The organism is Burkholderia sp. PR2 (genome assembly GCF_052372875.1).
Taxonomy (GTDB): domain Bacteria; phylum Pseudomonadota; class Gammaproteobacteria; order Burkholderiales; family Burkholderiaceae; genus Burkholderia; species Burkholderia diffusa.
On record NZ_JBQRWH010000004.1, the window covers coordinates 248,886 to 275,280 of the forward strand.

14 protein-coding genes, 6 tRNA genes, 2 rRNA genes and 1 pseudogene are annotated in these 26,395 nt (G+C 59.9%); 22 read left to right on the forward strand and 1 reads right to left on the reverse strand.

Annotated features, from left to right (window positions below; all coding sequences use genetic code 11):
* Positions 1-31 precede the first annotated feature (31 nt).
* From ACT2FV_RS18270 to rrf, 4 genes are all read left to right on the forward strand, one after another.
* A tRNA-Ile gene (locus ACT2FV_RS18270) sits at positions 32-108 on the forward strand.
* Between the two features lie 38 nt (positions 109-146).
* Positions 147-222: transfer RNA gene (locus ACT2FV_RS18275), tRNA-Ala, on the forward strand.
* A 282-nt stretch (positions 223-504) separates the two neighbouring features.
* Positions 505-3,386: ribosomal RNA gene (locus tag ACT2FV_RS18280) — 23S ribosomal RNA — on the forward strand.
* A gap of 132 nt (positions 3,387-3,518) precedes the next feature.
* A 5S ribosomal RNA gene (rrf, locus tag ACT2FV_RS18285) occupies positions 3,519-3,631 on the forward strand.
* A gap of 131 nt (positions 3,632-3,762) precedes the next feature.
* Here rrf and ACT2FV_RS18290 read toward each other — a convergent pair.
* Positions 3,763-4,914: pseudogene (locus ACT2FV_RS18290) on the reverse strand (transposase); the annotation flags it as partial.
* A gap of 668 nt (positions 4,915-5,582) precedes the next feature.
* Between ACT2FV_RS18290 and ACT2FV_RS18295 the strand changes: the two are divergent.
* The 18 genes from ACT2FV_RS18295 (at position 5,583) to tuf (ACT2FV_RS18380) (ending at position 26,307) form a co-directional block, all read left to right on the forward strand.
* Positions 5,583-5,668: transfer RNA gene (locus ACT2FV_RS18295), tRNA-Tyr, on the forward strand.
* 43 nt (positions 5,669-5,711) lie between these two features.
* Positions 5,712-5,785: transfer RNA gene (locus tag ACT2FV_RS18300), tRNA-Gly, on the forward strand.
* Positions 5,786-5,810: 25 nt separating this feature from the next.
* Positions 5,811-5,885: transfer RNA gene (locus ACT2FV_RS18305), tRNA-Thr, on the forward strand.
* A gap of 65 nt (positions 5,886-5,950) precedes the next feature.
* Entirely contained in the window at positions 5,951-7,141 is a 1,191-nt protein-coding gene (gene tuf, locus ACT2FV_RS18310) for an elongation factor Tu (protein ID WP_006482910.1), read from the forward strand.
* 59 nt (positions 7,142-7,200) lie between these two features.
* Positions 7,201-7,276, forward strand: a tRNA-Trp gene (locus tag ACT2FV_RS18315).
* A 42-nt stretch (positions 7,277-7,318) separates the two neighbouring features.
* Positions 7,319-7,699: a preprotein translocase subunit SecE gene (gene secE / locus ACT2FV_RS18320; protein ID WP_006482892.1), complete on the forward strand. Its 381-nt coding sequence runs from the start codon at positions 7,319-7,321 to the stop codon at positions 7,697-7,699.
* A 1-nt stretch (position 7,700) separates the two neighbouring features.
* Positions 7,701-8,258 (forward strand): transcription termination/antitermination protein NusG, encoded by a 558-nt coding sequence (gene nusG / locus ACT2FV_RS18325; RefSeq protein WP_006400672.1) that lies wholly within the window; start codon positions 7,701-7,703, stop codon positions 8,256-8,258.
* A 140-nt stretch (positions 8,259-8,398) separates the two neighbouring features.
* Positions 8,399-8,830: a 50S ribosomal protein L11 gene (gene rplK, locus ACT2FV_RS18330; RefSeq protein WP_006400671.1), complete on the forward strand. Its 432-nt coding sequence runs from the start codon at positions 8,399-8,401 to the stop codon at positions 8,828-8,830.
* On the forward strand, positions 8,831-9,529 hold the full coding sequence (rplA, locus tag ACT2FV_RS18335) for a 50S ribosomal protein L1 (RefSeq protein WP_059535563.1): 699 nt from the start codon (positions 8,831-8,833) through the stop codon (positions 9,527-9,529).
* Positions 9,530-9,824: 295 nt separating this feature from the next.
* Positions 9,825-10,322 (forward strand): 50S ribosomal protein L10, encoded by a 498-nt coding sequence (gene rplJ, locus ACT2FV_RS18340; RefSeq protein WP_059599773.1) that lies wholly within the window; start codon positions 9,825-9,827, stop codon positions 10,320-10,322.
* Between the two features lie 63 nt (positions 10,323-10,385).
* Positions 10,386-10,760 carry a 50S ribosomal protein L7/L12 gene (gene rplL / locus ACT2FV_RS18345; RefSeq protein ID WP_021161757.1) on the forward strand — a complete coding sequence of 125 codons (375 nt, stop codon included), beginning with the start codon at positions 10,386-10,388 and terminating at the stop codon, positions 10,758-10,760.
* A gap of 377 nt (positions 10,761-11,137) precedes the next feature.
* Positions 11,138-15,244 (forward strand): DNA-directed RNA polymerase subunit beta, encoded by a 4,107-nt coding sequence (gene rpoB, locus ACT2FV_RS18350; protein WP_059599774.1) that lies wholly within the window; start codon positions 11,138-11,140, stop codon positions 15,242-15,244.
* 21 nt (positions 15,245-15,265) lie between these two features.
* Entirely contained in the window at positions 15,266-19,507 is a 4,242-nt protein-coding gene (gene rpoC / locus ACT2FV_RS18355) for a DNA-directed RNA polymerase subunit beta' (RefSeq protein WP_124628084.1), read from the forward strand.
* Between the two features lie 242 nt (positions 19,508-19,749).
* The gene (gene recQ, locus ACT2FV_RS18360) at positions 19,750-21,597 is read left to right on the forward strand and encodes a DNA helicase RecQ (protein ID WP_059599776.1); all 1,848 of its coding nucleotides are present in this window, start codon (positions 19,750-19,752) and stop codon (positions 21,595-21,597) included.
* Between the two features lie 227 nt (positions 21,598-21,824).
* A complete protein-coding gene (gene rpsL / locus ACT2FV_RS18365) occupies positions 21,825-22,205 on the forward strand; it encodes a 30S ribosomal protein S12 (RefSeq protein ID WP_006400662.1) in 381 nt (126 codons plus the stop codon).
* Positions 22,206-22,377: 172 nt separating this feature from the next.
* Positions 22,378-22,848 (forward strand): 30S ribosomal protein S7, encoded by a 471-nt coding sequence (rpsG, locus tag ACT2FV_RS18370; protein ID WP_006477195.1) that lies wholly within the window; start codon positions 22,378-22,380, stop codon positions 22,846-22,848.
* A 123-nt stretch (positions 22,849-22,971) separates the two neighbouring features.
* Positions 22,972-25,074 (forward strand): elongation factor G, encoded by a 2,103-nt coding sequence (gene fusA / locus ACT2FV_RS18375; RefSeq protein WP_059535572.1) that lies wholly within the window; start codon positions 22,972-22,974, stop codon positions 25,072-25,074.
* Positions 25,075-25,116: 42 nt separating this feature from the next.
* Positions 25,117-26,307 (forward strand): elongation factor Tu, encoded by a 1,191-nt coding sequence (gene tuf / locus ACT2FV_RS18380; protein WP_006482910.1) that lies wholly within the window; start codon positions 25,117-25,119, stop codon positions 26,305-26,307.
* The last annotated feature ends 88 nt before the right edge of the window (positions 26,308-26,395 follow it).

Below are 26,395 nucleotides of genomic sequence, written 5' to 3' on the forward strand. Positions count from 1 at the left end.
TTATCGGCTGTAAATTTAAAGACAGACTCAGGGGTCTGTAGCTCAGTCGGTTAGAGCACCGTCTTGATAAGGCGGGGGTCGTTGGTTCGAATCCAACCAGACCCACCATTGTCTGGCGGTAACACCTGAGGCAAATCTGTACTCATGGGGGCATAGCTCAGCTGGGAGAGCACCTGCTTTGCAAGCAGGGGGTCGTCGGTTCGATCCCGTCTGCCTCCACCAATCACCAACGCTAAGGGCTTGGTTCAGACACTGAACCGAGAATTTTGCATTGGCGATTGAGCCAGTCAGAGTGATACGTAGTACGTATCGGCTGTCGTTCTTTAACAATCTGGAAGAAGTAAGTAATTTGGATGGCGGAAGCGTCTTGAGATGGACGTGGAAACTATCCGGGTTGTGATTGTATCGATGTATCTCAAGATGATTCGAACTCTATGTTCGACTCGATTTTGGAATACGGCACAACGCGAGAACTCAACCTGTAACGAGACAGACTCGTTATAGGGTCAAGCGAACAAGTGCATGTGGTGGATGCCTTGGCGATCACAGGCGATGAAGGACGCGGTAGCCTGCGAAAAGCTACGGGGAGCTGGCAAACGAGCTTTGATCCGTAGATGTCCGAATGGGGAAACCCACTCCTTTTGGAGTATCCATGACTGAATACATAGGTCATGTGAAGCGAACGCGGTGAACTGAAACATCTAAGTAACCGCAGGAAAAGAAATCAACCGAGATTCCCAAAGTAGTGGCGAGCGAAATGGGATGAGCCTTGCACTCTTTATTTGTATTGTTAGCCGAACGCTCTGGAAAGTGCGGCCATAGCAGGTGATAGCCCTGTAGGCGAAAACAGTATGAAAGAACTAGGTGTGCGACAAGTAGGGCGGGACACGTGAAATCCTGTCTGAAGATGGGGGGACCATCCTCCAAGGCTAAATACTCGTGATCGACCGATAGTGAACCAGTACCGTGAGGGAAAGGCGAAAAGAACCCCGGGAGGGGAGTGAAATAGATCCTGAAACCGCATGCATACAAACAGTCGGAGCCTCGAAAGGGGTGACGGCGTACCTTTTGTATAATGGGTCAGCGACTTACGTTCAGTAGCAAGCTTAACCGTATAGGGCAGGCGTAGCGAAAGCGAGTCCGAATAGGGCGTTCAGTTGCTGGGCGTAGACCCGAAACCAAGTGATCTATCCATGGCCAGGATGAAGGTGCGGTAACACGTACTGGAGGTCCGAACCCACTAACGTTGAAAAGTTAGGGGATGAGCTGTGGATAGGGGTGAAAGGCTAAACAAACTTGGAAATAGCTGGTTCTCTCCGAAAACTATTTAGGTAGTGCCTCGTGTCTCACCTTCGGGGGTAGAGCACTGTCATGGTTGGGGGGTCTATTGCAGATTACCCCGCCATAGCAAACTCCGAATACCGAAGAGTGCAATCACGGGAGACAGACATCGGGTGCTAACGTCCGGTGTCAAGAGGGAAACAACCCAGACCGCCAGCTAAGGTCCCCAAATATAGCTAAGTGGGAAACGAAGTGGGAAGGCTAAAACAGTCAGGAGGTTGGCTTAGAAGCAGCCACCCTTTAAAGAAAGCGTAATAGCTCACTGATCGAGTCGTCCTGCGCGGAAGATGTAACGGGGCTAAGCTATATACCGAAGCTGCGGATGCGAGCTTTGCTCGCATGGTAGGAGAGCGTTCCGTAAGCCTGCGAAGGTGCCTTGTAAAGGGTGCTGGAGGTATCGGAAGTGCGAATGCTGACATGAGTAGCGATAAAGGGGGTGAAAGGCCCCCTCGCCGTAAGCCCAAGGTTTCCTACGCAACGTTCATCGGCGTAGGGTGAGTCGGCCCCTAAGGCGAGGCAGAAATGCGTAGCTGATGGGAAGCAGGTCAATATTCCTGCACCATTGTTAGATGCGATGGGGGGACGGATCGCGGAAGGTTGTCCGGGTGTTGGAAGTCCCGGTCGCTGCATTGGAGAAGGCACTTAGGCAAATCCGGGTGCGCAATTCAAGGGTGTGGCGCGAGCTCCTTCGGGAGCGAAGCAATTGGAAGTGGTTCCAAGAAAAGCCTCTAAGCTTCAGTCTAACGATGACCGTACCGCAAACCGACACAGGTGGGCGAGATGAGTATTCTAAGGCGCTTGAGAGAACTCGGGAGAAGGAACTCGGCAAATTGGTACCGTAACTTCGGGATAAGGTACGCCCTTGTAGCTTGACTGGCCTGCGCCAGGAGGGTGAAGGGGTTGCAATAAACTGGTGGCTGCGACTGTTTAATAAAAACACAGCACTCTGCAAACACGAAAGTGGACGTATAGGGTGTGACGCCTGCCCGGTGCCGGAAGATTAAATGATGGGGTGCAAGCTCTTGATTGAAGTCCCGGTAAACGGCGGCCGTAACTATAACGGTCCTAAGGTAGCGAAATTCCTTGTCGGGTAAGTTCCGACCTGCACGAATGGCGTAACGATGGCCACACTGTCTCCTCCCGAGACTCAGCGAAGTTGAAGTGTTTGTGATGATGCAATCTACCCGCGGCTAGACGGAAAGACCCCATGAACCTTTACTGTAGCTTTGCATTGGACTTTGAACCGATCTGTGTAGGATAGGTGGGAGGCTATGAAACCGGAACGCTAGTTTCGGTGGAGCCGTCCTTGAAATACCACCCTGGTTTGTTTGAGGTTCTAACCTTGGCCCGTGATCCGGGTCGGGGACAGTGCATGGTAGGCAGTTTGACTGGGGCGGTCTCCTCCCAAAGCGTAACGGAGGAGTACGAAGGTACGCTAGGTACGGTCGGAAATCGTGCTGATAGTGCAATGGCATAAGCGTGCTTAACTGCGAGACCGACAAGTCGAGCAGGTGCGAAAGCAGGTCATAGTGATCCGGTGGTTCTGTATGGAAGGGCCATCGCTCAACGGATAAAAGGTACTCTGGGGATAACAGGCTGATACCGCCCAAGAGTTCATATCGACGGCGGTGTTTGGCACCTCGATGTCGGCTCATCTCATCCTGGGGCTGTAGCCGGTCCCAAGGGTATGGCTGTTCGCCATTTAAAGAGGTACGTGAGCTGGGTTTAAAACGTCGTGAGACAGTTTGGTCCCTATCTGCCGTGGGCGTTGGATATTTGAAGGGGGCTGCTCCTAGTACGAGAGGACCGGAGTGGACGAACCTCTGGTGTACCGGTTGTCACGCCAGTGGCATCGCCGGGTAGCTATGTTCGGAAGAGATAACCGCTGAAAGCATCTAAGCGGGAAACTCGCCTTAAGATGAGATATCCCTGGGGACTAGATCCCCTTGAAGGGTCGTTCGAGACCAGGACGTTGATAGGTCAGGTGTGTAAGCGCAGTAATGCGTTCAGCTAACTGATACTAATTGCCCGTAAGGCTTGATCCTATAACAAGTCTGTCTCGCGCTGATGACAGCGCGTCGGACTGGTTGGATTCTCGTGTGTGATACACACAACCTAAATTACTGCTTCTTCCCAGATTGGTTCTGTTGGCCATGCCAGCAGAACAACCCTCTTTGCCTGATGACCATAGCGAGTCGGTCCCACCCCTTCCCATCCCGAACAGGACCGTGAAACGACTCTACGCCGATGATAGTGCGGATTCCCGTGTGAAAGTAGGTAATCGTCAGGCTCCCTAAGCCAAGAACCCCCGCCCAAAAGGCGGGGGTTTTTGCATTTGCGGGGCGGAAAGCACGAGTGCAAGCAATCGAACCTCTCCGGTTGTTGCTCAATGAGGCTGACCCAATTTCCATCCCGGCCTTAGCTCGAAAATTCCGGTACTTCGGGGTGGGCCGCCCAGGCCCGATCGGTGCGCTGGCGGGCGAATTCCGCCGGTGTCATCCACTGCAGCGCAGAGTGAGGGCGCGCCTCGTTGTAGTGCTCGCGACAGACCTCGATTTTGCGTCTGGCTTCTTCAAGCGACGAGAGCCAATGCGCGGTGAGGCATTCCTCCCGAAAGCGTCCGTCGAAGGATTCATTCTTCGCGTATTCGGTCGGCTTGCCAGGACGCGAGAAATCAATCTCCACGCCGTTCTCGTACGCCCATTTGTCGAGCACCTTCGAAATGAACTCGCTGCCATTGTCTGCCTTGATATAGCGTGGACGCGGGCGATGCTGCGCAAGCCTGGTCAGCGCGGCAACCGCGTGCTCGCCACCCAACGAGCCGCCGACTTCAATCGCCAAGCATTCCCGCGGATAGTTGACCACGATCGTGAGGGTGCGCAAGCGTCGACCATCAAACAGCGCATCAGCGACGAGGTTCTTACTCCAGCTTTCTTTGATCGCGCTCACTGACTGCGTCGGTTGCCGGCGCCGGTAAGACTTGCTTCGACGGGCTCGCTTGCGGCACAACGAAAGGCCCAGTTCCCGATACACGCGTTCTACTCTCTGATGATTGTCTCTCCAGCCTTCCCTGCGAAGCATCACGTACACGCGGGGCGCACCGTAATGCCACCGCACTTCCATGATCTCCTTGATGCGCATTTCCAGTGCGCTGTGATCCCGCGCGACCGAGTCGTGATGGTAGACCGTGCCAGAAAGCTGCAACAACGCGCAGGTCTGCCGTTGGCTCGCCCCGAAACGCTGCATCAAGTCCGTGACCAGATCTCGGCGCCGAGAAGGCTTCAAAGCCCATTTGACAGCACGTCCTGCAGCATGGCCTTTTCCAGCGACAGACAGCGACGAGCCGCTTGAGCTTCGCGTTCTCTTCCTCAAGTTGCTTCAGCCGGCGCAGATCCGAGGGCGACAGTCCTCCATATTTCGTCCGCCAGTTGTAAAACATTGCGTCGCTAATCCCCATCTTGCGGTGGCCTCCGCGACCGGCGTGCCCAGCTCGGCCTGCTTCAACGCATAGGCGATCTGCTCTTCGGTGAACTTGCTCTTCTTCGCGGCATGACCTCCAGGTCCCGATGACATCGTCATGCCGGAATTTTCCACTTCTAAGTGGGGCCATATTGTGGGCTAGGGTCAAAGCTCAACCTGCTTCGGCGTCATGCTGCCGCTCATACGCGACGATCTGCTCCCGCACCCCTGGCTACCACGTCGACTGCGCGTCACCGTCGCGGCGAACGTGCAGCGGCGCAGCCCGCATTGCATCGGGCCTTCGTGCAAGCTTATCAACGTGAGCGTCAGGTCAAGCTATCGCAGCGGAGGAGGCGAACGGCGGCGCTATATCCGGAATCCGGTGTCGGTGTCCCCGAGGCCCCTGCGGACAACGCGGCAGCCCCGGGCCGGGCGATATGCTGACGTCACCGTCAATCGGCTTCAGCTGGTCCGGAAGTTTGCCGGATGCCCCCGCAATTCCCGTCGGCATGGAAATTGCAAATTTTTTGCATCTACCCGCTTGGCATTATCCGCGGGAGGTCGTATCATGGCGGTCTTTCGTTTTTAGCGAAGATGCAAATCGACGCTGAAGACGGAGTCTGACGAAGATGTGGCGCCGATCGGCCTCCTCTCGTGCTTGCCTCAGCCGGGTGAGCGTGAGTGTCTGGTAAGTCGGCAAGTGCTCTGGAAGAGAATGAAAATAATCTTTCAGATGTGCTTGACAAGAGTGCGATGCACCCCCATAATCGTCAGTTCTCTACGGAGGGGTGCCCGAGTGGCTAAAGGGGGCAGACTGTAAATCTGTTGGCTTACGCCTACGTTGGTTCGAATCCAACCTCCTCCACCAGAACATCAACGCAAAGAGCGGTAGGGAATCGTTAGTGGCCCGTGCGGGTGTAGCTCAATGGTAGAGCAGAAGCCTTCCAAGCTTACGACGAGGGTTCGATTCCCTTCACCCGCTCCAGTCCGTGTAGTTGAAGCGTAATAGCGCCCATGTGGCTCAGTGGTAGAGCACTCCCTTGGTAAGGGAGAGGTCGGCAGTTCGATCCTGCCCATGGGCACCAGCAGTACAAAGTCAGTGTCTGTTTGCGCGCGGCGCAACATGTGAAATTCCTTTTGGGAGTTGAAAATGGCCAAGGAAAAGTTTGAGCGGACCAAGCCGCACGTCAACGTTGGTACGATTGGTCACGTTGACCACGGCAAGACGACGCTGACGGCAGCGATCACGACGGTTCTGACGAAGAAGTTCGGCGGCGAAGCGAAGGCGTACGACCAGATCGACGCGGCACCGGAAGAAAAGGCGCGCGGCATCACGATCAACACGGCACACGTCGAGTACGAAACGGCAAACCGCCACTACGCACACGTCGACTGCCCGGGCCACGCTGACTATGTGAAGAACATGATCACGGGCGCGGCGCAGATGGACGGCGCGATCCTGGTTTGCTCGGCAGCAGACGGCCCGATGCCGCAAACGCGTGAGCACATCCTGCTGGCGCGTCAGGTTGGCGTTCCGTACATCATCGTGTTCCTGAACAAGTGCGACATGGTGGACGACGCTGAACTGCTCGAGCTGGTCGAGATGGAAGTTCGCGAACTCCTGTCGAAGTACGACTTCCCGGGCGACGACACGCCGATCGTGAAGGGTTCGGCGAAGCTGGCGCTGGAAGGCGACACGGGCGAGCTGGGCGAAGTGGCGATCATGAGCCTGGCAGACGCACTGGACACGTACATCCCGACGCCGGAGCGTGCAGTTGACGGCGCGTTCCTGATGCCGGTGGAAGACGTGTTCTCGATCTCGGGCCGTGGTACGGTGGTGACGGGTCGTGTCGAGCGCGGCATCGTGAAGGTCGGCGAGGAAATCGAAATCGTCGGTATCAAGCCGACGGTGAAGACGACCTGCACGGGCGTTGAAATGTTCCGCAAGCTGCTGGACCAAGGTCAGGCAGGCGACAACGTGGGTATCCTGCTGCGCGGCACGAAGCGTGAAGACGTGGAGCGTGGCCAGGTTCTGGCGAAGCCGGGTTCGATCACGCCGCACACGCACTTCACGGCTGAAGTGTACGTGCTGAGCAAGGACGAAGGCGGCCGTCACACGCCGTTCTTCAACAACTACCGTCCGCAGTTCTACTTCCGTACGACGGACGTGACGGGCTCGATCGAGCTGCCGAAGGACAAGGAAATGGTGATGCCGGGCGACAACGTGTCGATCACGGTGAAGCTGATCGCTCCGATCGCGATGGAAGAAGGTCTGCGCTTCGCAATCCGCGAAGGCGGCCGTACCGTCGGCGCCGGCGTCGTCGCCAAGATCATCGAGTAAGCCAGTTATTCGTTGATCGACAGTTTTGGGGCTGGCATCAGCCGGCCCCAGCATGGTTTAGGGGTATAGCTCAACTGGCAGAGCGTCGGTCTCCAAAACCGAAGGTTGGGGGTTCGATTCCCTCTGCCCCTGCCAAAAATCGCCACGTGTCCCACGTGGCATTTGTTTTAAGGTGTTATGGCGAATCCATCCGTCGAAACTGTAAATACCTCCGGCGATAAGCTGATGCTGGCCCTGGGCGTATTGCTGGTCTTGGCCGGATTCGTGGGCTTCTTCTGGCTGGCCAATCAGCAGTGGTACGTCCGCGGTGCCGCATTGGCGGTAGGTATTATCGCCGGCGTGGCCGTCGGCCTGATGTCCGCACCTGGCAAGAGCCTCATCGCGTTTGCCAAGGATTCGTACAAGGAAGTCCGCAAGGTCGTTTGGCCCACCCGCAAGGAGGCAACGCAAACCACACTCGTCGTGTTTGGTTTCGTGCTCGTGATGGCGATTTTCCTCTGGTTGAGTGACAAATCGATCGAATGGGTGATTTTCTCGGCGATTCTGGGTTGGAAATGATATGAGCGATACTCCGGCATCCCCGAGCGGAAAGCGTTGGTACGTCGTGCACGCCTACTCCGGTATGGAGAAGAGCGTGCAGCGCGCGCTTCAAGAGCGCATCGAACGTGCTGGCATGCAGGATAAATTCGGTCAGATCCTGGTTCCGACCGAAGAAGTGGTCGAAGTCAAAGGTGGCCACAAGGCTGTAACCGAGCGTCGTTTCTTCCCCGGCTACGTGCTGGTGGAAATGGAGATGACGGACGAAACGTGGCACCTCGTGAAGAACACGGCGAAGGTCACGGGCTTCGTCGGCGGTGCGCGTAACCGCCCGACCCCGATTTCCCCGAAGGAAGTCGAAAAGATCATGTCGCAGATGCAGGAAGGCGTCGAGAAGCCGCGCCCGAAGACCCTGTTCGAAGTTGGCGAGATGGTGCGTGTCAAGGAAGGCCCGTTCACGGACTTCAACGGCACTGTCGAGGAAGTCAACTACGAAAAATCGCGCGTGCGTGTGTCGGTCACCATCTTTGGCCGCTCTACCCCGGTCGAACTCGAGTTCGGTCAGGTCGAAAAAGTTTAATCCCGATTCGGTGGGCAGCCTCGGCTGCCCACCTTCGCGCTTACGGCTCGCGTTATGGCCGTTGAGGAGCGTCAGTAGCCAGCGGCGAAAGCGCGTTATCACTCACCGAACGCCGCTTGGCGTTCCAACGAGGTTTACAAATGGCAAAGAAGATTGTCGGCTTTATCAAGCTGCAGATCCCTGCAGGTAAAGCCAACCCGTCGCCGCCGGTCGGTCCGGCACTGGGTCAGCGCGGCCTGAACATCATGGAGTTCTGCAAGGCGTTCAACGCGCAGACTCAAGGCATGGAGCCGGGTCTGCCGGTGCCGGTGGTCATCACGGCATACGCTGACAAGAGCTTCACGTTCGTGATGAAGACGCCGCCGGCGACCGTCCTGATCAAGAAGGCGGCGAAGGTGGACAAGGGTTCGAGCAAGCCGCACACCGACAAGGTCGGTTCGATCACGCGCGCTCAAGCCGAAGAAATCGCGAAGACCAAGATGCCGGACCTTACGGCAGCTGATCTGGACGCAGCCGTTCGCACCATCGCTGGTAGCGCACGCTCGATGGGCATCACTGTGGAGGGCGTGTAAATGGCTAAGATCTCCAAGCGCCGTCAGGCATTTGCCGCCAAGGTCGATCGTCAGAAGCTGTACGCGATCGAAGACGCACTGGCACTCGTGAAGGAATGCGCGAGCGCGAAGTTCAACGAATCGATCGACGTCGCAGTGCAACTCGGCATCGACGCGAAGAAGTCGGACCAGGTCGTTCGTGGTTCGGTCGTTCTGCCGGCAGGTACGGGTAAGTCGGTTCGCGTTGCCGTGTTCGCACAAGGCGATAAGGCCGAGCAGGCTCGTGCAGCAGGCGCGGAAATCGTCGGTATGGAAGACCTGGCTGAGCAGATCAAGGCTGGCCAGATGGACTTCGACATCGTGATCGCTTCGCCGGACACGATGCGTATCGTCGGTACGCTCGGTCAGATCCTCGGCCCGCGCGGCCTGATGCCGAACCCGAAGGTCGGCACGGTCACGCCGGACGTTGCGACTGCAGTCAAGAACGCGAAGGCTGGTCAGGTGCAATTCCGTGTCGACAAGGCCGGTATCATTCACGCGACCATCGGCCGTGCATCGTTCGAATCGACCGCACTGCGTTCGAACCTGTCGGCACTGATCGAAGCGCTGCAGAAGGCCAAGCCGGCAACGAGCAAGGGCGTCTACCTGCGCAAGATCGCACTGTCGAGCACGATGGGTGTCGGCGTGCGTGTCGACCAGGCTACGCTGGCAGCACAGTAAGCAAGTATTCGGGCCGCTTCGTTCGCGAAGCGGCCTACATGGGCTTTGGGCGGTTGTTCGTGCAGCAAGGCGGGCAACCGGTTATCAAAGACCGTTGGTGGGGCGCAGCAGGCAGGCGATCCCTTAATTCAAGCCAACGCAGATGGCGAACCCGAAAAAGTTTTGCAGTGGTGAAGCCGCAGGCCGTGAAGCGATTCCCGGCGTGAGGTGGAAATACTCCTAACGAGGTCGGACGCCGTTGTTGAACGAGGTACGTGAGGTTTCGTGCCGAACGTATCGTTTCTGGAGGCTAACCGTGCCGCTTAATAGAGAAGACAAGCAAGCCGTCGTCGCTGAGGTTGCCGCGCAAGTCGCGAAGGCCCAGACCGTTGTGCTGGCTGAGTATCGTGGAATTGCGGTTGGCGATCTGACCAAGCTGCGCGCGAAAGCGCGTGAGCAACAGGTTTACCTGCGTGTGTTGAAGAACACGCTGGCGCGTCGCGCTGTTGAAGGTACGCCGTTTGCTCCGCTGGCAGAGCAGATGACTGGCCCCCTGATCTACGGCATCTCGGAAGATGCAATTGCTGCTGCTAAGGTCGTCAACGACTTCAGCAAGGGCAATGACAAGTTGGTCATCAAGGCTGGTTCGTTCGATGGCAAGGTGATGGACAAGGCTGGCGTGCAAGCGCTGGCAAGCATCCCGAGCCGTGAAGAACTGCTCTCGAAGCTGCTGTTCGTTATGCAATCGCCTGTTTCGGGCTTCGCGCGTGCTCTTGCCGCGCTGGCCGAGAAGAAGCAAGCAGAAGCTGCGTAATCGAGCGAGCATCAGCGTCACTGATCGCTGGCTGTATCCGAATTCAATTTAGGAGTATTTCAAATGGCAATCGCAAAAGAAGACATCCTGGCAGCAGTCGAAGGGATGACCGTTCTGGAACTGAACGAACTGGTCAAGGCGTTCGAAGAGAAGTTTGGCGTGTCGGCAGCTGCAGTGGCAGTCGCTGGCCCGGCAGGCGGCGGCGCTGCTGCTGCTGCAGAAGAGAAGACCGAATTCACGGTCGTTCTGGCTGAAGCTGGCAGCAACAAGGTTGCAGTTATCAAGGCAGTTCGCGAACTGACGGGCCTCGGCCTGAAGGAAGCGAAGGACGTCGTTGACGGCGCACCGAAGGCTGTCAAGGAAGGCGTCGACAAGGCTGCTGCTGAAGAAGCCAAGAAGAAGCTGGAAGAAGCAGGCGCAAAGGTCGAAGTCAAGTAAGTTTCGACGCGCTGTGCGAAGGCTGGCGGTATTTTCACCGCCGGCCTTTTTGTGCTTTGTGGGGACGTTATTCTGGCACTCATTCGGGAGCCCGAATAATCGGCCCCAGAAGCCAAAGAAAACCGCCGAATCGTAATCAATGGTCGCGATCGGCGTTTCTCTTTGTCTTCTGAAGCGACTGCAGAAGGCAAGTTTGGTCGGGTAGCGGGCAACACAGGCATCCGCTGCCGTCAGCCAGCGGTTGGTAGCGGCCAACCACCAAGCTTCTCGGCTCGTTCAAGCCGTTGGACGGCCATCGGGTCTCAGTCGGTGAACACTCGGGTTTGAAACGTCCAGGTATTCCGCCTCGATAGCACCCGCCGTGATTCGGAGATCGTATGCAATATTCCTTCACCGAGAAGAAGCGCATTCGCAAGAGTTTCGCGAAGCGCCCCATCGTTCACCAAGTTCCGTTCTTGCTGGCCACCCAGCTTGAATCATTCAGCACGTTTCTGCAAGCCGATGTGCCGGCCACACAACGCAAGCCTGAAGGTTTGCAGGCCGCGTTCACATCGGTATTTCCCATTGTTTCGCACAACGGTTTCGCGCGCCTCGAGTTCGTGAGCTATGCGCTGTCCTCGCCGGCATTCAACATCAAGGAATGCCAGCAGCGTGGCCTGACGTACTGCTCCGCGCTGCGCGCGAAGGTCCGCCTTGTCATCCTCGACAAGGAATCGCCGAACAAGCCGGTCGTCAAGGAAGTGAAAGAGCAGGAAGTGTACATGGGCGAAATGCCGCTCATGACGCCGACGGGCTCGTTCGTCATCAACGGCACCGAGCGTGTCATCGTCTCGCAGCTGCACCGTTCGCCGGGCGTGTTCTTCGAACACGACAAGGGCAAGACGCACAGCTCGGGCAAGCTGCTGTTCTCGGCACGGATCATTCCGTACCGCGGCTCGTGGCTCGACTTCGAATTCGATCCGAAGGACATCCTGTACTTCCGCGTCGACCGTCGCCGCAAGATGCCGGTCACGATCCTGCTGAAGGCCATCGGCCTCACGCCGGAACAGATCCTCGCGAACTTCTTCGTGTTCGACAACTTCACGCTGATGGACGAAGGCGCACAACTCGAGTTCGTGCCCGAGCGCCTGCGTGGTGAAGTCGCGCGTTTCGACATCACGGATCGTGATGGCAAGGTCATCGTCCAGAAGGACAAGCGGATCAACGCGAAGCACATTCGCGACCTCGAAGCCGCCAAGACCAAGTTCATCTCGGTGCCGGAAGACTATCTGCTCGGCCGCGTGCTGGCGAAGAACGTCGTCGATGGCGATACCGGCGAAGTGATCGCGAGCGCGAACGACGAAGTCACGGAAAGCGTGCTCGAGAAGCTGCGTGAAGCGGGCATCAAGGACATCCAGACGCTCTATACGAACGATCTGGACCAGGGTCCGTATATCTCGTCGACGCTGCGTGTCGACGAAACGACCGACAAGACGGCCGCGCGCATCGCGATCTACCGCATGATGCGTCCGGGCGAGCCGCCGACCGAAGAAGCGGTCGAGGCGCTGTTCAACCGTCTGTTCTACAGCGAAGAAGCGTACGACCTGTCGAAGGTCGGCCGTATGAAGTTCAACCGCCGCGTCAGCCGTGACGAGATCACCGGCCCGATGACGCTGCAGGACGACGACATCCTCGCGACGATCAAGATCCTCGTCGAACTGCGCAACGGCAAGGGCGAAGTGGACGACATCGACCACCTCGGCAACCGTCGCGTGCGTTGCGTCGGCGAACTGGCGGAAAACCAGTTCCGCGCGGGTCTCGTGCGTGTCGAGCGCGCGGTCAAGGAACGCCTCGGCCAGGCCGAAAGCGAAAACCTGATGCCGCATGACCTGATCAACTCGAAGCCGATTTCGTCGGCGATCCGCGAGTTCTTCGGTTCGTCGCAGCTGTCGCAGTTCATGGACCAGACCAACCCGCTGTCGGAAATCACGCACAAGCGCCGTGTTTCCGCACTGGGCCCGGGCGGTCTGACGCGCGAACGCGCAGGCTTCGAAGTGCGTGACGTGCACCCGACCCACTATGGCCGCGTGTGCCCGATCGAAACGCCGGAAGGTCCGAACATCGGTCTGATCAACTCGCTCGCACTGTATGCGCACCTGAACGAGTACGGCTTCCTCGAGACGCCGTACCGCAAGGTCGTGGACAGCAAGGTGACCGACCAGATCGACTACCTGTCGGCGATCGAGGAAGGCCGCTACATGATCGCGCAGGCGAACGCCGCGATCGACGAGAACGGCACGCTGGTCGACGAACTCGTGTCGTCGCGTGAAGCCGGCGAAACGATGATGGTCACGCCGGATCGCATCCAGTACATGGACGTCGCGCCGTCGCAGATCGTGTCGGTTGCAGCTTCGCTGATCCCGTTCCTCGAGCACGACGACGCGAACCGTGCACTGATGGGTTCGAACATGCAGCGTCAGGCCGTGCCGTGTCTGCGTCCGGAAAAGCCGGTCGTCGGTACGGGCATCGAGCGCACCTGTGCGGTCGACTCGGGCACGACGGTTCAGGCGTTCCGCGGCGGCGTCGTCGACTATGTCGACGCAGGCCGTATCGTGATTCGCGTGAACGACGACGAAGCGGTCGCGGGTGAAGTCGGTGTCGACATCTACAACCTGATCAAGTACACGCGTTCGAACCAGAACACGAACATCAACCAGCGTCCGATCGTGAAGATGGGCGACAAGGTCTCGCGCGGCGACGTGCTGGCCGACGGCGCATCGACGGACCTTGGCGAGCTCGCGCTCGGCCAGAACATGCTGATCGCGTTCATGCCGTGGAACGGCTACAACTTCGAGGACTCGATCCTGATCTCGGAGAAGGTCGTGGCCGACGATCGCTACACGTCGATCCACATCGAAGAGCTGAACGTCGTTGCACGCGACACGAAGCTCGGGCCGGAAGAAATCACGCGCGACATCTCGAACCTGGCGGAAGTCCAGCTCGGCCGTCTCGACGAATCGGGCATCGTGTACATCGGTGCGGAAGTCGAAGCGGGCGACGTGCTGGTCGGCAAGGTCACGCCGAAGGGCGAGACCCAGCTGACGCCGGAAGAGAAGCTGCTGCGCGCGATCTTCGGCGAGAAGGCTTCGGACGTGAAGGACACGTCGCTGCGCGTGCCGTCGGGCATGAGCGGCACCGTGATCGACGTCCAGGTATTCACGCGTGAAGGCATCCAGCGCGACAAGCGTGCGCAACAGATCATCGACGACGAACTGAAGCGCTACCGTCTCGACCTGAACGACCAGCTGCGCATCGTGGAAGGCGACGCGTTCCAGCGTCTCGCACGGATGCTCGTGGGCAAGGTCGCGAACGGCGGTCCGAAGAAGCTCGCGAAGGGCACGAAGATCGACCAGGCTTACCTGGAAGACCTCGACCACTACCACTGGTTCGACATCCGCCTCGCGGACGACGAAGCAGCGGCATCGCTCGAAGCGATCAAGAACTCGATCGAAGAAAAGCGTCACCAGTTCGATCTCGCGTTCGAAGAGAAGCGCAAGAAGCTCACGCAAGGCGACGAACTGCCGCCGGGCGTGCTGAAGATGGTCAAGGTGTACCTCGCGGTGAAGCGCCGCCTGCAGCCTGGCGACAAGATGGCAGGCCGCCACGGTAACAAGGGTGTCGTGTCGAAGATCGTCCCGATCGAAGACATGCCGTACATGGCCGACGGCCGTCCGGCAGACGTCGTGCTGAACCCGCTCGGCGTGCCGTCGCGGATGAACGTGGGTCAGGTTCTGGAAGTGCACCTCGGCTGGGCCGCGAAGGGCCTCGGCTGGCGTATCGGCGAAATGCTGCAGCGTCAGGCGAAGATCGAGGAACTGCGTGTGTTCCTGACGAAGATCTACAACGAGTCGGGCCGCCAGGAAGATCTGGAAAGCTTCACCGACGACGAGATCCTCGAACTCGCGAAGAACCTGCGCGAAGGTGTGCCGTTCGCAACGCCGGTGTTCGACGGTGCGACCGAGGAAGAAATGGGCAAGATGCTCGACCTCGCGTTCCCGGACGACATCGCGGAACAGCTCGGCATGAACCCGTCGAAGAACCAGGTCCGCCTGTACGACGGCCGCACGGGTGAAATGTTCGAACGTCGCGTGACGCTCGGCTACATGCACTACCTGAAGCTGCACCACTTGGTCGACGACAAGATGCACGCGCGTTCGACGGGCCCGTACTCGCTCGTCACGCAGCAGCCGCTGGGCGGTAAGGCGCAGTTCGGTGGCCAGCGTTTCGGTGAAATGGAAGTGTGGGCACTCGAAGCGTACGGCGCGTCCTACGTGCTGCAGGAAATGCTGACGGTGAAGTCGGACGACGTGACCGGCCGGACGAAGGTGTACGAAAACCTCGTCAAGGGCGATCACGTGATCGATGCAGGCATGCCGGAATCCTTCAACGTGCTCGTGAAGGAAATCCGCTCGCTCGGTATCGATATCGATCTCGACCGCAATTAATCGGACTACGGAGAGAAAGCAATGAAAGCTCTGCTCGATCTATTCAAGCAAGTCCAACAGGAAGAAGTTTTCGACGCGATCAAGATCGGTCTGGCCTCGCCCGACAAGATCCGTTCGTGGTCGTTCGGTGAAGTGAAGAAGCCGGAGACCATCAACTACCGTACGTTCAAGCCGGAACGCGATGGTCTCTTCTGCGCGAAGATCTTCGGGCCGATCAAGGACTACGAGTGCCTGTGCGGCAAGTACAAGCGTCTGAAGCACCGCGGCGTGATCTGCGAGAAGTGCGGCGTCGAAGTGACGCTGGCGAAGGTGCGTCGCGAACGCATGGGCCACATCGAACTGGCCTCGCCGGTCGCGCACATCTGGTTCCTGAAGTCGCTGCCGTCGCGTCTGGGCATGGTGCTCGACATGACGCTGCGCGACATCGAACGCGTGCTGTACTTCGAAGCGTATGTGGTGATCGAACCGGGCATGACGCCGCTGAAGGCGCGGCAGATCATGACCGAAGAGGATTACTACAACAAGGTCGAGGAATACGGCGACGAATTCCGTGCCGAGATGGGCGCGGAAGGCGTGCGTGAACTGCTGCGCGCGATCAATATCGACGAGCAGGTCGAGACGCTGCGCACCGAGCTGAAGAACACCGGCTCGGAAGCGAAGATCAAGAAGTACGCGAAGCGCCTGAAGGTCCTCGAGGCATTCCAGCGCTCGGGCATCAAGCCCGAGTGGATGATCCTCGAAGTGCTGCCGGTGCTGCCGCCGGAACTGCGTCCGCTCGTGCCGCTGGACGGCGGCCGTTTCGCGACGTCGGACCTGAACGACCTGTATCGCCGCGTGATCAACCGTAACAACCGGTTGAAGCGTCTGCTCGAGCTGAAGGCCCCTGAAATCATCGTCCGCAACGAAAAGCGGATGCTGCAGGAAGCCGTCGACTCGCTGCTCGACAACGGTCGTCGCGGCAAGGCGATGACGGGCGCGAACAAGCGTCCGCTGAAGTCGCTCGCCGACATGATCAAGGGCAAGGGCGGTCGTTTCCGTCAGAACCTGCTGGGCAAGCGCGTCGACTACTCGGGCCGTTCGGTCATCGTGGTCGGCCCGACGCTGAAGCTGCACCAGTGCGGTCTGCCGAAGCTGATGGCGCTCGAGCTGTTCAAGCCGTTCATCTTCAACAAGCTGGAAGTGATGGGCGTCGCGACGACCATCAAGGCGGCGAAGAAGGAAGTCGAGAACCAGACGCCGGTGGTGTGGGACATCCTCGAAGAGGTGATCCGCGAGCACCCGGTGATGCTGAACCGTGCGCCGACGCTGCACCGTCTCGGTATCCAGGCGTTCGAGCCCGTGCTGATCGAAGGCAAGGCGATCCAGCTGCACCCGCTCGTCTGCGCGGCGTTCAACGCCGACTTCGACGGTGACCAGATGGCCGTTCACGTGCCGCTGTCGCTCGAAGCGCAGATGGAAGCGCGCACGCTGATGCTGGCGTCGAACAACGTGCTGTTCCCGGCCAACGGCGATCCGTCGATCGTGCCGTCGCAGGATATCGTGCTGGGTCTGTACTACGCGACCCGCGAAGCGATCAACGGCAAGGGCGAAGGTCTGTCGTTCACCGGCGTGTCGGAAGTGATCCGCGCGTACGAGAACAAGGAAGTCGAGCTGGCATCGCGCGTCAACGTGCGGATCACCGAAATGGTCCACAACGAAGACAAGTCGGAAGGCGCACCGGCATTCGTGCCGAAGATCACGCTGTACGCGACGACCGTCGGTCGCGCGATCCTGTCGGAGATCCTGCCGCACGGCCTGCCGTTCTCGGTGCTGAACAAGCCGCTGAAGAAGAAGGAAATCTCGCGCCTGATCAACACGGCGTTCCGCAAGTGCGGTCTGCGCGCGACGGTGGTGTTCGCCGATCAGCTGATGCAGTCGGGTTTCCGTCTCGCGACGCGCGCCGGCATTTCGATCTGCGTGGACGACATGCTCGTGCCGCCGCAGAAGGAAACGATCGTCGGCGACGCCGCGAAGAAGGTGAAGGAGTACGACCGCCAGTACATGTCGGGTCTCGTCACCGCGCAGGAACGCTACAACAACGTGGTCGACATCTGGTCGGCGACGTCGGAAGCGGTCGGCAAGGCGATGATGGAGCAGCTGTCGACGGAGCCGGTGATCGACCGCGACGGCAACGAGACGCGCCAGGAGTCGTTCAACTCGATCTACATGATGGCCGACTCGGGCGCCCGGGGTTCGGCGGTGCAGATTCGTCAGCTGGCCGGTATGCGTGGCCTGATGGCGAAGCCGGACGGCTCGATTATCGAGACGCCGATTACCGCGAACTTCCGCGAAGGCCTGAACGTGTTGCAGTACTTCATCTCGACCCACGGTGCACGTAAGGGTCTGGCTGATACGGCACTGAAGACGGCAAACTCGGGTTACCTGACCCGTCGTCTCGTCGACGTCACGCAGGATCTGGTGGTGGTCGAGGACGATTGCGGCACGTCGAACGGCGTGGCGATGAAGGCGCTGGTCGAAGGCGGTGAAGTCGTCGAGGCACTGCGCGACCGTATCCTCGGCCGCGTCGCGGTCGCGGACGTCGTGAACCCGGAAACGCAGGAAACGCTGTACGAATCGGGTACGCTGCTCGACGAAACGGCGGTCGAGGAAATCGAACGCCTCGGCATCGACGAAGTGCGCGTGCGCACGCCGCTGACCTGCGAAACGCGTTATGGCCTGTGCGCAGCCTGCTACGGCCGTGACCTCGGCCGCGGCTCGCTCGTGAACGTCGGCGAAGCAGTCGGCGTGATCGCGGCACAGTCGATCGGTGAACCGGGCACGCAGCTGACGATGCGTACGTTCCACATCGGTGGTGCGGCATCGCGTGCGGCAGTGGCGTCGTCGGTCGAAGCGAAGAGCAACGGTATCGTGCGTTTCACGGCGACGATGCGTTACGTCACCAACGCGAAGGGCGAACAGATCGTCATCTCGCGTTCGGGCGAGGCGCTGATCACCGACGATATCGGCCGCGAGCGCGAACGTCACAAGATCCCGTACGGCGCGACGCTGCTGCAGCTCGACGGCGCGGCGATCAAGGCCGGCACGCAGCTGGCGACGTGGGATCCGATGACGCGTCCGATCATCACCGAGTACGGTGGTACGGTGAAGTTCGAGAACGTCGAGGAAGGCGTAACCGTCGCGAAGCAGATCGACGACGTGACCGGCCTGTCGACGCTGGTCGTGATCGACGTGAAGCGTCGCGGTTCGCAAGCTTCGAAGAGCGTGCGTCCGCAGGTGAAGCTGCTCGACGCGAACGGCGACGAAGTGAAGATCCCGGGCACGGAACACGCAGTGCAGATCGGCTTCCAGGTCGGTGCACTGATCACCGTGAAGGACGGTCAGCAAGTGCAGGTGGGTGAAGTGCTCGCCCGTATCCCGACCGAAGCGCAGAAGACGCGTGACATTACCGGCGGTCTGCCGCGGGTGGCGGAACTGTTCGAAGCGCGTTCGCCGAAGGATGCCGGCATTCTCGCGGAAGTCACCGGCACGACGTCGTTCGGCAAGGACACGAAGGGCAAGCAGCGTCTCGTCATCACGGACCTCGAAGGCAATCAGCACGAGTTCCTGATCGCGAAGGAAAAGCAGGTGCTGGTCCACGATGCTCAGGTCGTCAACAAGGGCGAAATGATCGTGGACGGCCCGGCCGATCCGCACGACATCCTGCGTCTGCAGGGTATCGAGGCGCTGTCGCGCTACATCGTCGACGAAGTGCAGGACGTGTATCGTCTGCAGGGCGTGAAGATCAACGACAAGCACATCGAGGTGATCGTTCGCCAGATGCTGCGTCGTGTGCAGATCACCGACAACGGTGATACGCGCTTCATCCCGGGCGAACAGGTCGAGCGTTCCGACATGCTGGACGAGAACGATCGCATGATCGCCGAGGGCAAGCGTCCGGCGTCGTACGACAACGTGCTCCTCGGTATCACGAAGGCGTCGCTGTCGACCGACTCGTTCATCTCCGCGGCATCGTTCCAGGAAACGACCCGCGTGCTGACCGAAGCGGCGATCATGGGCAAGCGCGACGATCTGCGCGGCCTGAAGGAAAACGTGATCGTCGGCCGTCTGATCCCGGCCGGTACGGGTCTCGCGTTCCACAAGGCACGCAAGGCGAAGGAGATGTCCGATCGCGAGCGTTTCGATCAGATCGCAGCGGAAGAGGCATTCGACTTCGGCACGCCGAGCGCGCCTGCGGAAGAGCCGCAACACCCGGCAGCCGAATAAGCGCGGGGCGGCGCGAGCCGCCTCACGTTGCGTATTCGCTGTCATCGAAACCGCCCGGTCCGCCGGGCGGTTTTTTTTTACGTCGTTCACGTGCATGACGGGCTTGCCGCACGCTTGCGCAGGCCCGTCATGCGCGTGCACGAACCCTGCCGATCGGCCAACGTTGCACGATTCGCCGCGCGTCGCGCGAGCGGGTTGTTAAAATCGCGGTCATCGTTCCGCCGTCCTCGTTCTCATCATTCATGTCCCGCGCCCTCGAAATCCTCGACGAAGTCTTTGGTTATTCCGCATTTCGCGGCCAGCAGGGCGAGATCGTCGAACACGTCGCCGGCGGCGGCGATTGCCTCGTGCTGATGCCGACTGGCGGCGGCAAATCGCTGTGCTACCAGATTCCGGCGCTGCTGCGCCGCGAGGCCGGGCAGGGCGCCGGCATCGTCGTGTCGCCGCTGATCGCGCTGATGCAGGACCAGGTCGCGGCGTTGAGCGAAGTCGGCGTGCGCGCGGCCTACCTGAACTCGACGCTGTCGGGCGCCGAGGCCGCGGCCACGGAGCGTGCGCTGCGCGAAGGCGAAATCGACCTGTTGTACGTCGCGCCGGAGCGCCTGATGACGGGGCGCTTCCTCGACCTGCTCGAGCGCGCGAAGATCGGCCTGTTCGCGATCGACGAAGCGCACTGCGTGTCGCAATGGGGGCACGATTTCCGTCCGGAATACATTCAGCTGTCGGTGCTGCACGAGCGGTTCCCGTCGGTGCCGCGTATCGCGCTGACCGCGACGGCCGATGCGATCACGCGCGACGAGATCATCCATCGTCTCGCGCTCGACGATGCGCGCGTGTTCGTGTCGAGCTTCGACCGCCCGAACATCCGCTACCGGATCGTCGAAAAGGACAACGCGCGTTCGCAGTTGCTCGATTTCATCCGCGCCGAACACACGAATGCCGACGGCACGACCGACGCCGGTGTCGTCTACTGCCTGTCGCGCCGCAAGGTCGAGGAAACGGCCGAATGGCTCAAGGCGCAGGGCGTGCGCGCGCTACCGTATCACGCGGGGATGGAGTTCGAGGTGCGGCAGAAGCACCAGGAAATGTTCCAGCGGGAGGAAGGCATCGTGATGTGCGCGACCATCGCGTTCGGCATGGGCATCGACAAGCCGGACGTGCGCTTCGTCGCCCACCTCGATTTGCCGAAGAGTGTCGAAGGCTACTACCAGGAAACCGGCCGTGCGGGCCGCGACGGGATGCCGGCAAACGCGTGGATGGCGTATGGGCTCGGCGACGTCGTCCAGCAGCGCAAGATGATCGACGAGTCCGATGCGGACGACGCGCACAAGCGCGTACAGACGTCGAAGCTCGATGCGCTGCTCGGACTGTGCGAGACGATCTCGTGCCGGCGCGTGCGGCTTCTGAACTACTTCGGCGAGGCGAGCCACCCGTGCGGCAACTGCGACACGTGCCTCGAACCGCCCGATTCGTGGGACGCGACGCGCGAGGCGCAGATGGCGCTGTCGTGCGTATTCCGCGCGCAGCGCGCGAGCGGCTTCAATTTCGGCTCGAGCCATCTGATCGAGATTCTGCGTGGCGGCCGCACCGAGAAGGTGCTGCAGCGCGGCCACGACCAGCTCAGTACGTTCGGGATCGGCGCGTCGCTGTCCGAGCCCGAGTGGCGCGCGATTTTCCGGCAGCTCGTGGCGTATGGCTATCTGGCGGTTGACCATGGCGGCTTCGGCGCGCTGATGCTGACCGAGGCCGCGAAGCCGGTGCTGAAGAACGAGGAGAAGGTCACGCTGCGCCGCTACGTGAAGCCGCAGCGCACGCGCCAGTCGTCGAGCCGCAGCGGCACGCGGGTCGATCCGACGGCCGGCATGGGCACGCGCGAGCGCGCACGCTGGGATGCGCTGCGCGCGTGGCGCGCGGAAACCGCGAAGTCCGACGGCGTGCCAGCCTACGTGATCTTCCACGACGCGACGCTGGCCGAAATTGCGCGCAATGCGCCGGAGACGATCGACGACCTGCGCCACATCCCCGGCATGGGTGTGCGCAAGCTGGAACGCTTCGGCGACGAGATCATCGACGTCGTCGAGTCGGCATGACACAGGTGTTCCGACCCTTCCGGTAAACCGCTCGCGCGGTTGGCAAATCACGCAAGCCGTTGACTTCGTTGGCATTTCCGGCATATGATGCTGGGTTCCGGTATTCGGTGGGTCGAGCCGCGTTCGAAAGTTCGTGTCCGTATCGCCAGTTCGGAAATCAACTGTGCGTCGATTCTCGCTTTGCCCGAAATCGATGTGCAGATTTTGTTCAATTTCAGGAATAAACAATGCCAACCATCAACCAACTGGTTCGCAAAGGCCGTCAGTCGGAAACGACGAAGAGCAAGAGCCCGGCCCTGCAGGACTGCCCCCAGCGTCGCGGCGTGTGCACCCGTGTGTACACGACGACGCCGAAGAAGCCTAACTCGGCACTCCGTAAGGTCGCCAAGGTTCGTCTGACGAACGGCTTCGAAGTGATTTCGTACATCGGCGGTGAAGGCCACAACCTGCAGGAACACTCGGTTGTGCTGATCCGCGGCGGCCGTGTGAAGGACTTGCCGGGTGTGCGTTACCACATGGTTCGCGGCTCGCTGGATACCCAGGGCGTCAAGGACCGTAAGCAAGCGCGCTCGAAGTACGGCGCGAAGCGTGCAAAGGCTGCCAAGTAAGCAGTTTTTGATCAGGGATCGCCGCAGGGCGGTCAAGGCGGGAGTGCCGGATTGCCGGTGCTGTCGAGTAAGTGGTCACCCGGCCAAGCTGGTTAGTCGTGAAGATGTGATCGGGTTTGTTGGTGGCCGCGGGGCTGAATGCAGCTCCAACTGAACAGGTAAAGGAAGAATCATGCCGCGTCGTCGCGAAGTCCCCAAGCGGGAAGTGTTGCCGGATCCGAAGTTCGGCAACGTTGATGTAGCCAAGTTCATGAACATGCTGATGCTGTCCGGCAAGAAGTCGGTCGCAGAGCGCATCGTTTATGGCGCATTCGAACAAATCCAGACCAAGGGTGGCAAGGACCCGCTGGAAGTGTTCACCGTTGCGCTCAACAACGTGAAGCCGGTGGTCGAAGTGAAGAGCCGTCGCGTTGGTGGTGCCAACTATCAGGTTCCGGTCGAAGTGCGCCCGTCGCGTCGTATGGCATTGGCGATGCGCTGGCTGCGTGAGGCTGCGAAGAAGCGCAGCGAGAAGTCGATGGCCCTGCGCCTGGCAGGTGAACTCTCCGAAGCGGCCGAAGGCCGTGGCGGCGCGATGAAGAAGCGCGATGAAGTTCACCGCATGGCAGAAGCCAACCGCGCGTTCTCGCATTTCCGTTTCTAAGCGCCTGGCTGGGCTGTTAGCGGAAATAAATTCCGGGCGGGTGCGCTTTTCAGGCGCCTCGCCCGTTTGTGTTGAAGCATGATGCAGCAGGGCTGCATCATGTCATCCCAGTAGAGGATCAAAGTGGCTCGCAAGACTCCTATCGAGCGCTACCGCAATATCGGTATTAGCGCTCACATCGACGCCGGCAAGACGACGACGACCGAGCGCATTCTGTTTTACACCGGTGTGAACCACAAGATCGGTGAAGTTCACGACGGCGCAGCCACGATGGACTGGATGGAGCAGGAACAGGAGCGTGGCATCACGATCACGTCCGCTGCTACCACGGCCTTCTGGAAGGGCATGGGCGGCAACTATCCGGAACACCGCATCAACATCATCGACACCCCGGGCCACGTCGACTTCACGATCGAAGTGGAGCGCTCGATGCGCGTGCTCGACGGCGCGTGCATGGTGTACTGCGCAGTGGGCGGCGTGCAGCCGCAGTCGGAAACGGTGTGGCGCCAGGCGAACAAGTACAAGGTGCCCCGTCTCGCGTTCGTCAACAAGATGGACCGTACCGGCGCGAACTTCTTCAAGGTCTACGACCAGCTCCGCCTGCGCCTGAAGGCGAATCCGGTTCCGGTCGTGGTGCCGATCGGCTCGGAAGAAAACTTCAAGGGCGTGGTCGACCTGATCAAGATGAAGGCGATCATTTGGGACGAAGCGTCGCAAGGCACGAAGTTCGACTACGTCGACATCCCGGCCGAGCTCGCCGAGACCTGCAAGGAATGGCGCGAAAAGATGGTCGAAGTGGCTGCTGAAGCCAGCGAAGACCTGATGAACAAGTACCTGGAAGAAGGCGATCTGCCGGAAGCCGACATCGTCAAGGCTCTGCGCGACCGTACGATCGCGTGCGAAATCCAGCCGATGCTGTGCGGTACCGCGTTCAAGAACAAGGGCGTGCAGCGTATGCTCGACGCCGTGATCGACTTCCTGCCGTCGCCGGTCGACATCCCGCCGGTCAAGGGCGAGCTCGAAAACGGTGAAGAAGCGGAGCGCAAGGCGTCGGACGACGAGAAGTTCTCGTCGCTCGCGTTCAAGATCATGACCGACCCGTTCGTCGGCCAGCTGATCTTCTTCCGTGTGTACTCGGGCGTCGTCAACTCGGGCGACACGCTGCTGAACTCGACCAAGGGCAAGAAGGAACGCCTCGGTCGTATTCTGCAGATGCACGCGAACCAGCGTGAAGAAATCAAGGAAGTTCGCGCAGGCGACATCGCTGCTGCGGTCGGCCTGAAGGAAGCGACCACGGGCGACACGCTGTGCGACCCGGCGAACCCGATCGTTCTCGAGCGCATGGTGTTCCCGGAGCCGGTGATTTCGCAGGCTGTCGAGCCGAAGACCAAGGCTGACCAGGAAAAGATGGGCCTCGCGCTGAACCGTCTGGCGCAGGAAGATCCGTCGTTCCGCGTGCAGACCGACGAAGAGTCGGGCCAGACCATCATTTCGGGCATGGGCGAGCTCCACCTCGAAATTCTGGTTGACCGGATGAAGCGTGAATTCGGCGTGGAAGCGACCGTCGGCAAGCCGCAGGTTGCATACCGCGAAACGATCCGTTCGACGGCGAAGGACGTCGACGGCAAGTTCGTCAAGCAGTCGGGTGGTCGCGGCCAGTACGGTCACGCGGTCATCACGCTCGAGCCGAACGAACAAGGCAAGGGCTACGAGTTCTTCGACGAGATCAAGGGTGGTGTGATTCCGCGTGAATACATCCCGGCGGTCGACAAGGGTATCCAGGACACGCTGAAGTCGGGCGTGCTGGCCGGCTTCCCGGTCGTCGACGTGAAGGTTCACCTGACGTTCGGTTCGTACCACGACGTTGACTCGAACGAAAACGCGTTCCGCATGGCCGGTTCGATGGCGTTCAAGGAAGCGATGCGCAAGGCGAACCCGGTCGTCCTCGAGCCGATGATGGCTGTCGAAGTCGAGACGCCGGAAGACTACATGGGCAACGTGATGGGCGACCTGTCGGGCCGTCGCGGCATCGTCCAGGGCATGGAAGACATGGTTGGCGGCGGCAAGATCGTTCGCGCCGAAGTGCCGCTGTCGGAAATGTTCGGTTACTCGACGTCGCTGCGTTCGCTGACGCAAGGTCGTGCAACGTACACGATGGAGTTCAAGCACTACGCTGAAGCTCCGCGCAACGTTGCTGAAGCGATCATCAGCGCGAAGTCGAAGTAAATCTGTAGCTACCAACCGATTATTTTTTGAAAGAAGAGAATCATGGCAAAAGAAAAGTTTGAGCGGACCAAGCCGCACGTCAACGTTGGTACGATTGGTCACGTTGACCACGGCAAGACGACGCTGACGGCAGCGATCACGACGGTTCTGACGAAGAAGTTCGGCGGCGAAGCGAAGGCGTACGACCAGATCGACGCGGCACCGGAAGAAAAGGCGCGCGGCATCACGATCAACACGGCACACGTCGAGTACGAAACGGCAAACCGCCACTACGCACACGTCGACTGCCCGGGCCACGCTGACTATGTGAAGAACATGATCACGGGCGCGGCGCAGATGGACGGCGCGATCCTGGTTTGCTCGGCAGCAGACGGCCCGATGCCGCAAACGCGTGAGCACATCCTGCTGGCGCGTCAGGTTGGCGTTCCGTACATCATCGTGTTCCTGAACAAGTGCGACATGGTGGACGACGCTGAACTGCTCGAGCTGGTCGAGATGGAAGTTCGCGAACTCCTGTCGAAGTACGACTTCCCGGGCGACGACACGCCGATCGTGAAGGGTTCGGCGAAGCTGGCGCTGGAAGGCGACACGGGCGAGCTGGGCGAAGTGGCGATCATGAGCCTGGCAGACGCACTGGACACGTACATCCCGACGCCGGAGCGTGCAGTTGACGGCGCGTTCCTGATGCCGGTGGAAGACGTGTTCTCGATCTCGGGCCGTGGTACGGTGGTGACGGGTCGTGTCGAGCGCGGCATCGTGAAGGTCGGCGAGGAAATCGAAATCGTCGGTATCAAGCCGACGGTGAAGACGACCTGCACGGGCGTTGAAATGTTCCGCAAGCTGCTGGACCAAGGTCAGGCAGGCGACAACGTGGGTATCCTGCTGCGCGGCACGAAGCGTGAAGACGTGGAGCGTGGCCAGGTTCTGGCGAAGCCGGGTTCGATCACGCCGCACACGCACTTCACGGCTGAAGTGTACGTGCTGAGCAAGGACGAAGGCGGCCGTCACACGCCGTTCTTCAACAACTACCGTCCGCAGTTCTACTTCCGTACGACGGACGTGACGGGCTCGATCGAGCTGCCGAAGGACAAGGAAATGGTGATGCCGGGCGACAACGTGTCGATCACGGTGAAGCTGATCGCTCCGATCGCGATGGAAGAAGGTCTGCGCTTCGCAATCCGCGAAGGTGGCCGTACCGTCGGCGCCGGCGTCGTCGCCAAGATCATCGAGTAACATCGACGATCCGCGGATCCCTCCGGGGTCCGCGATTCCACGGTAGGCAGTCGTACCGTCGAAACCGGGTGCCCAGTTTGATCTGGCA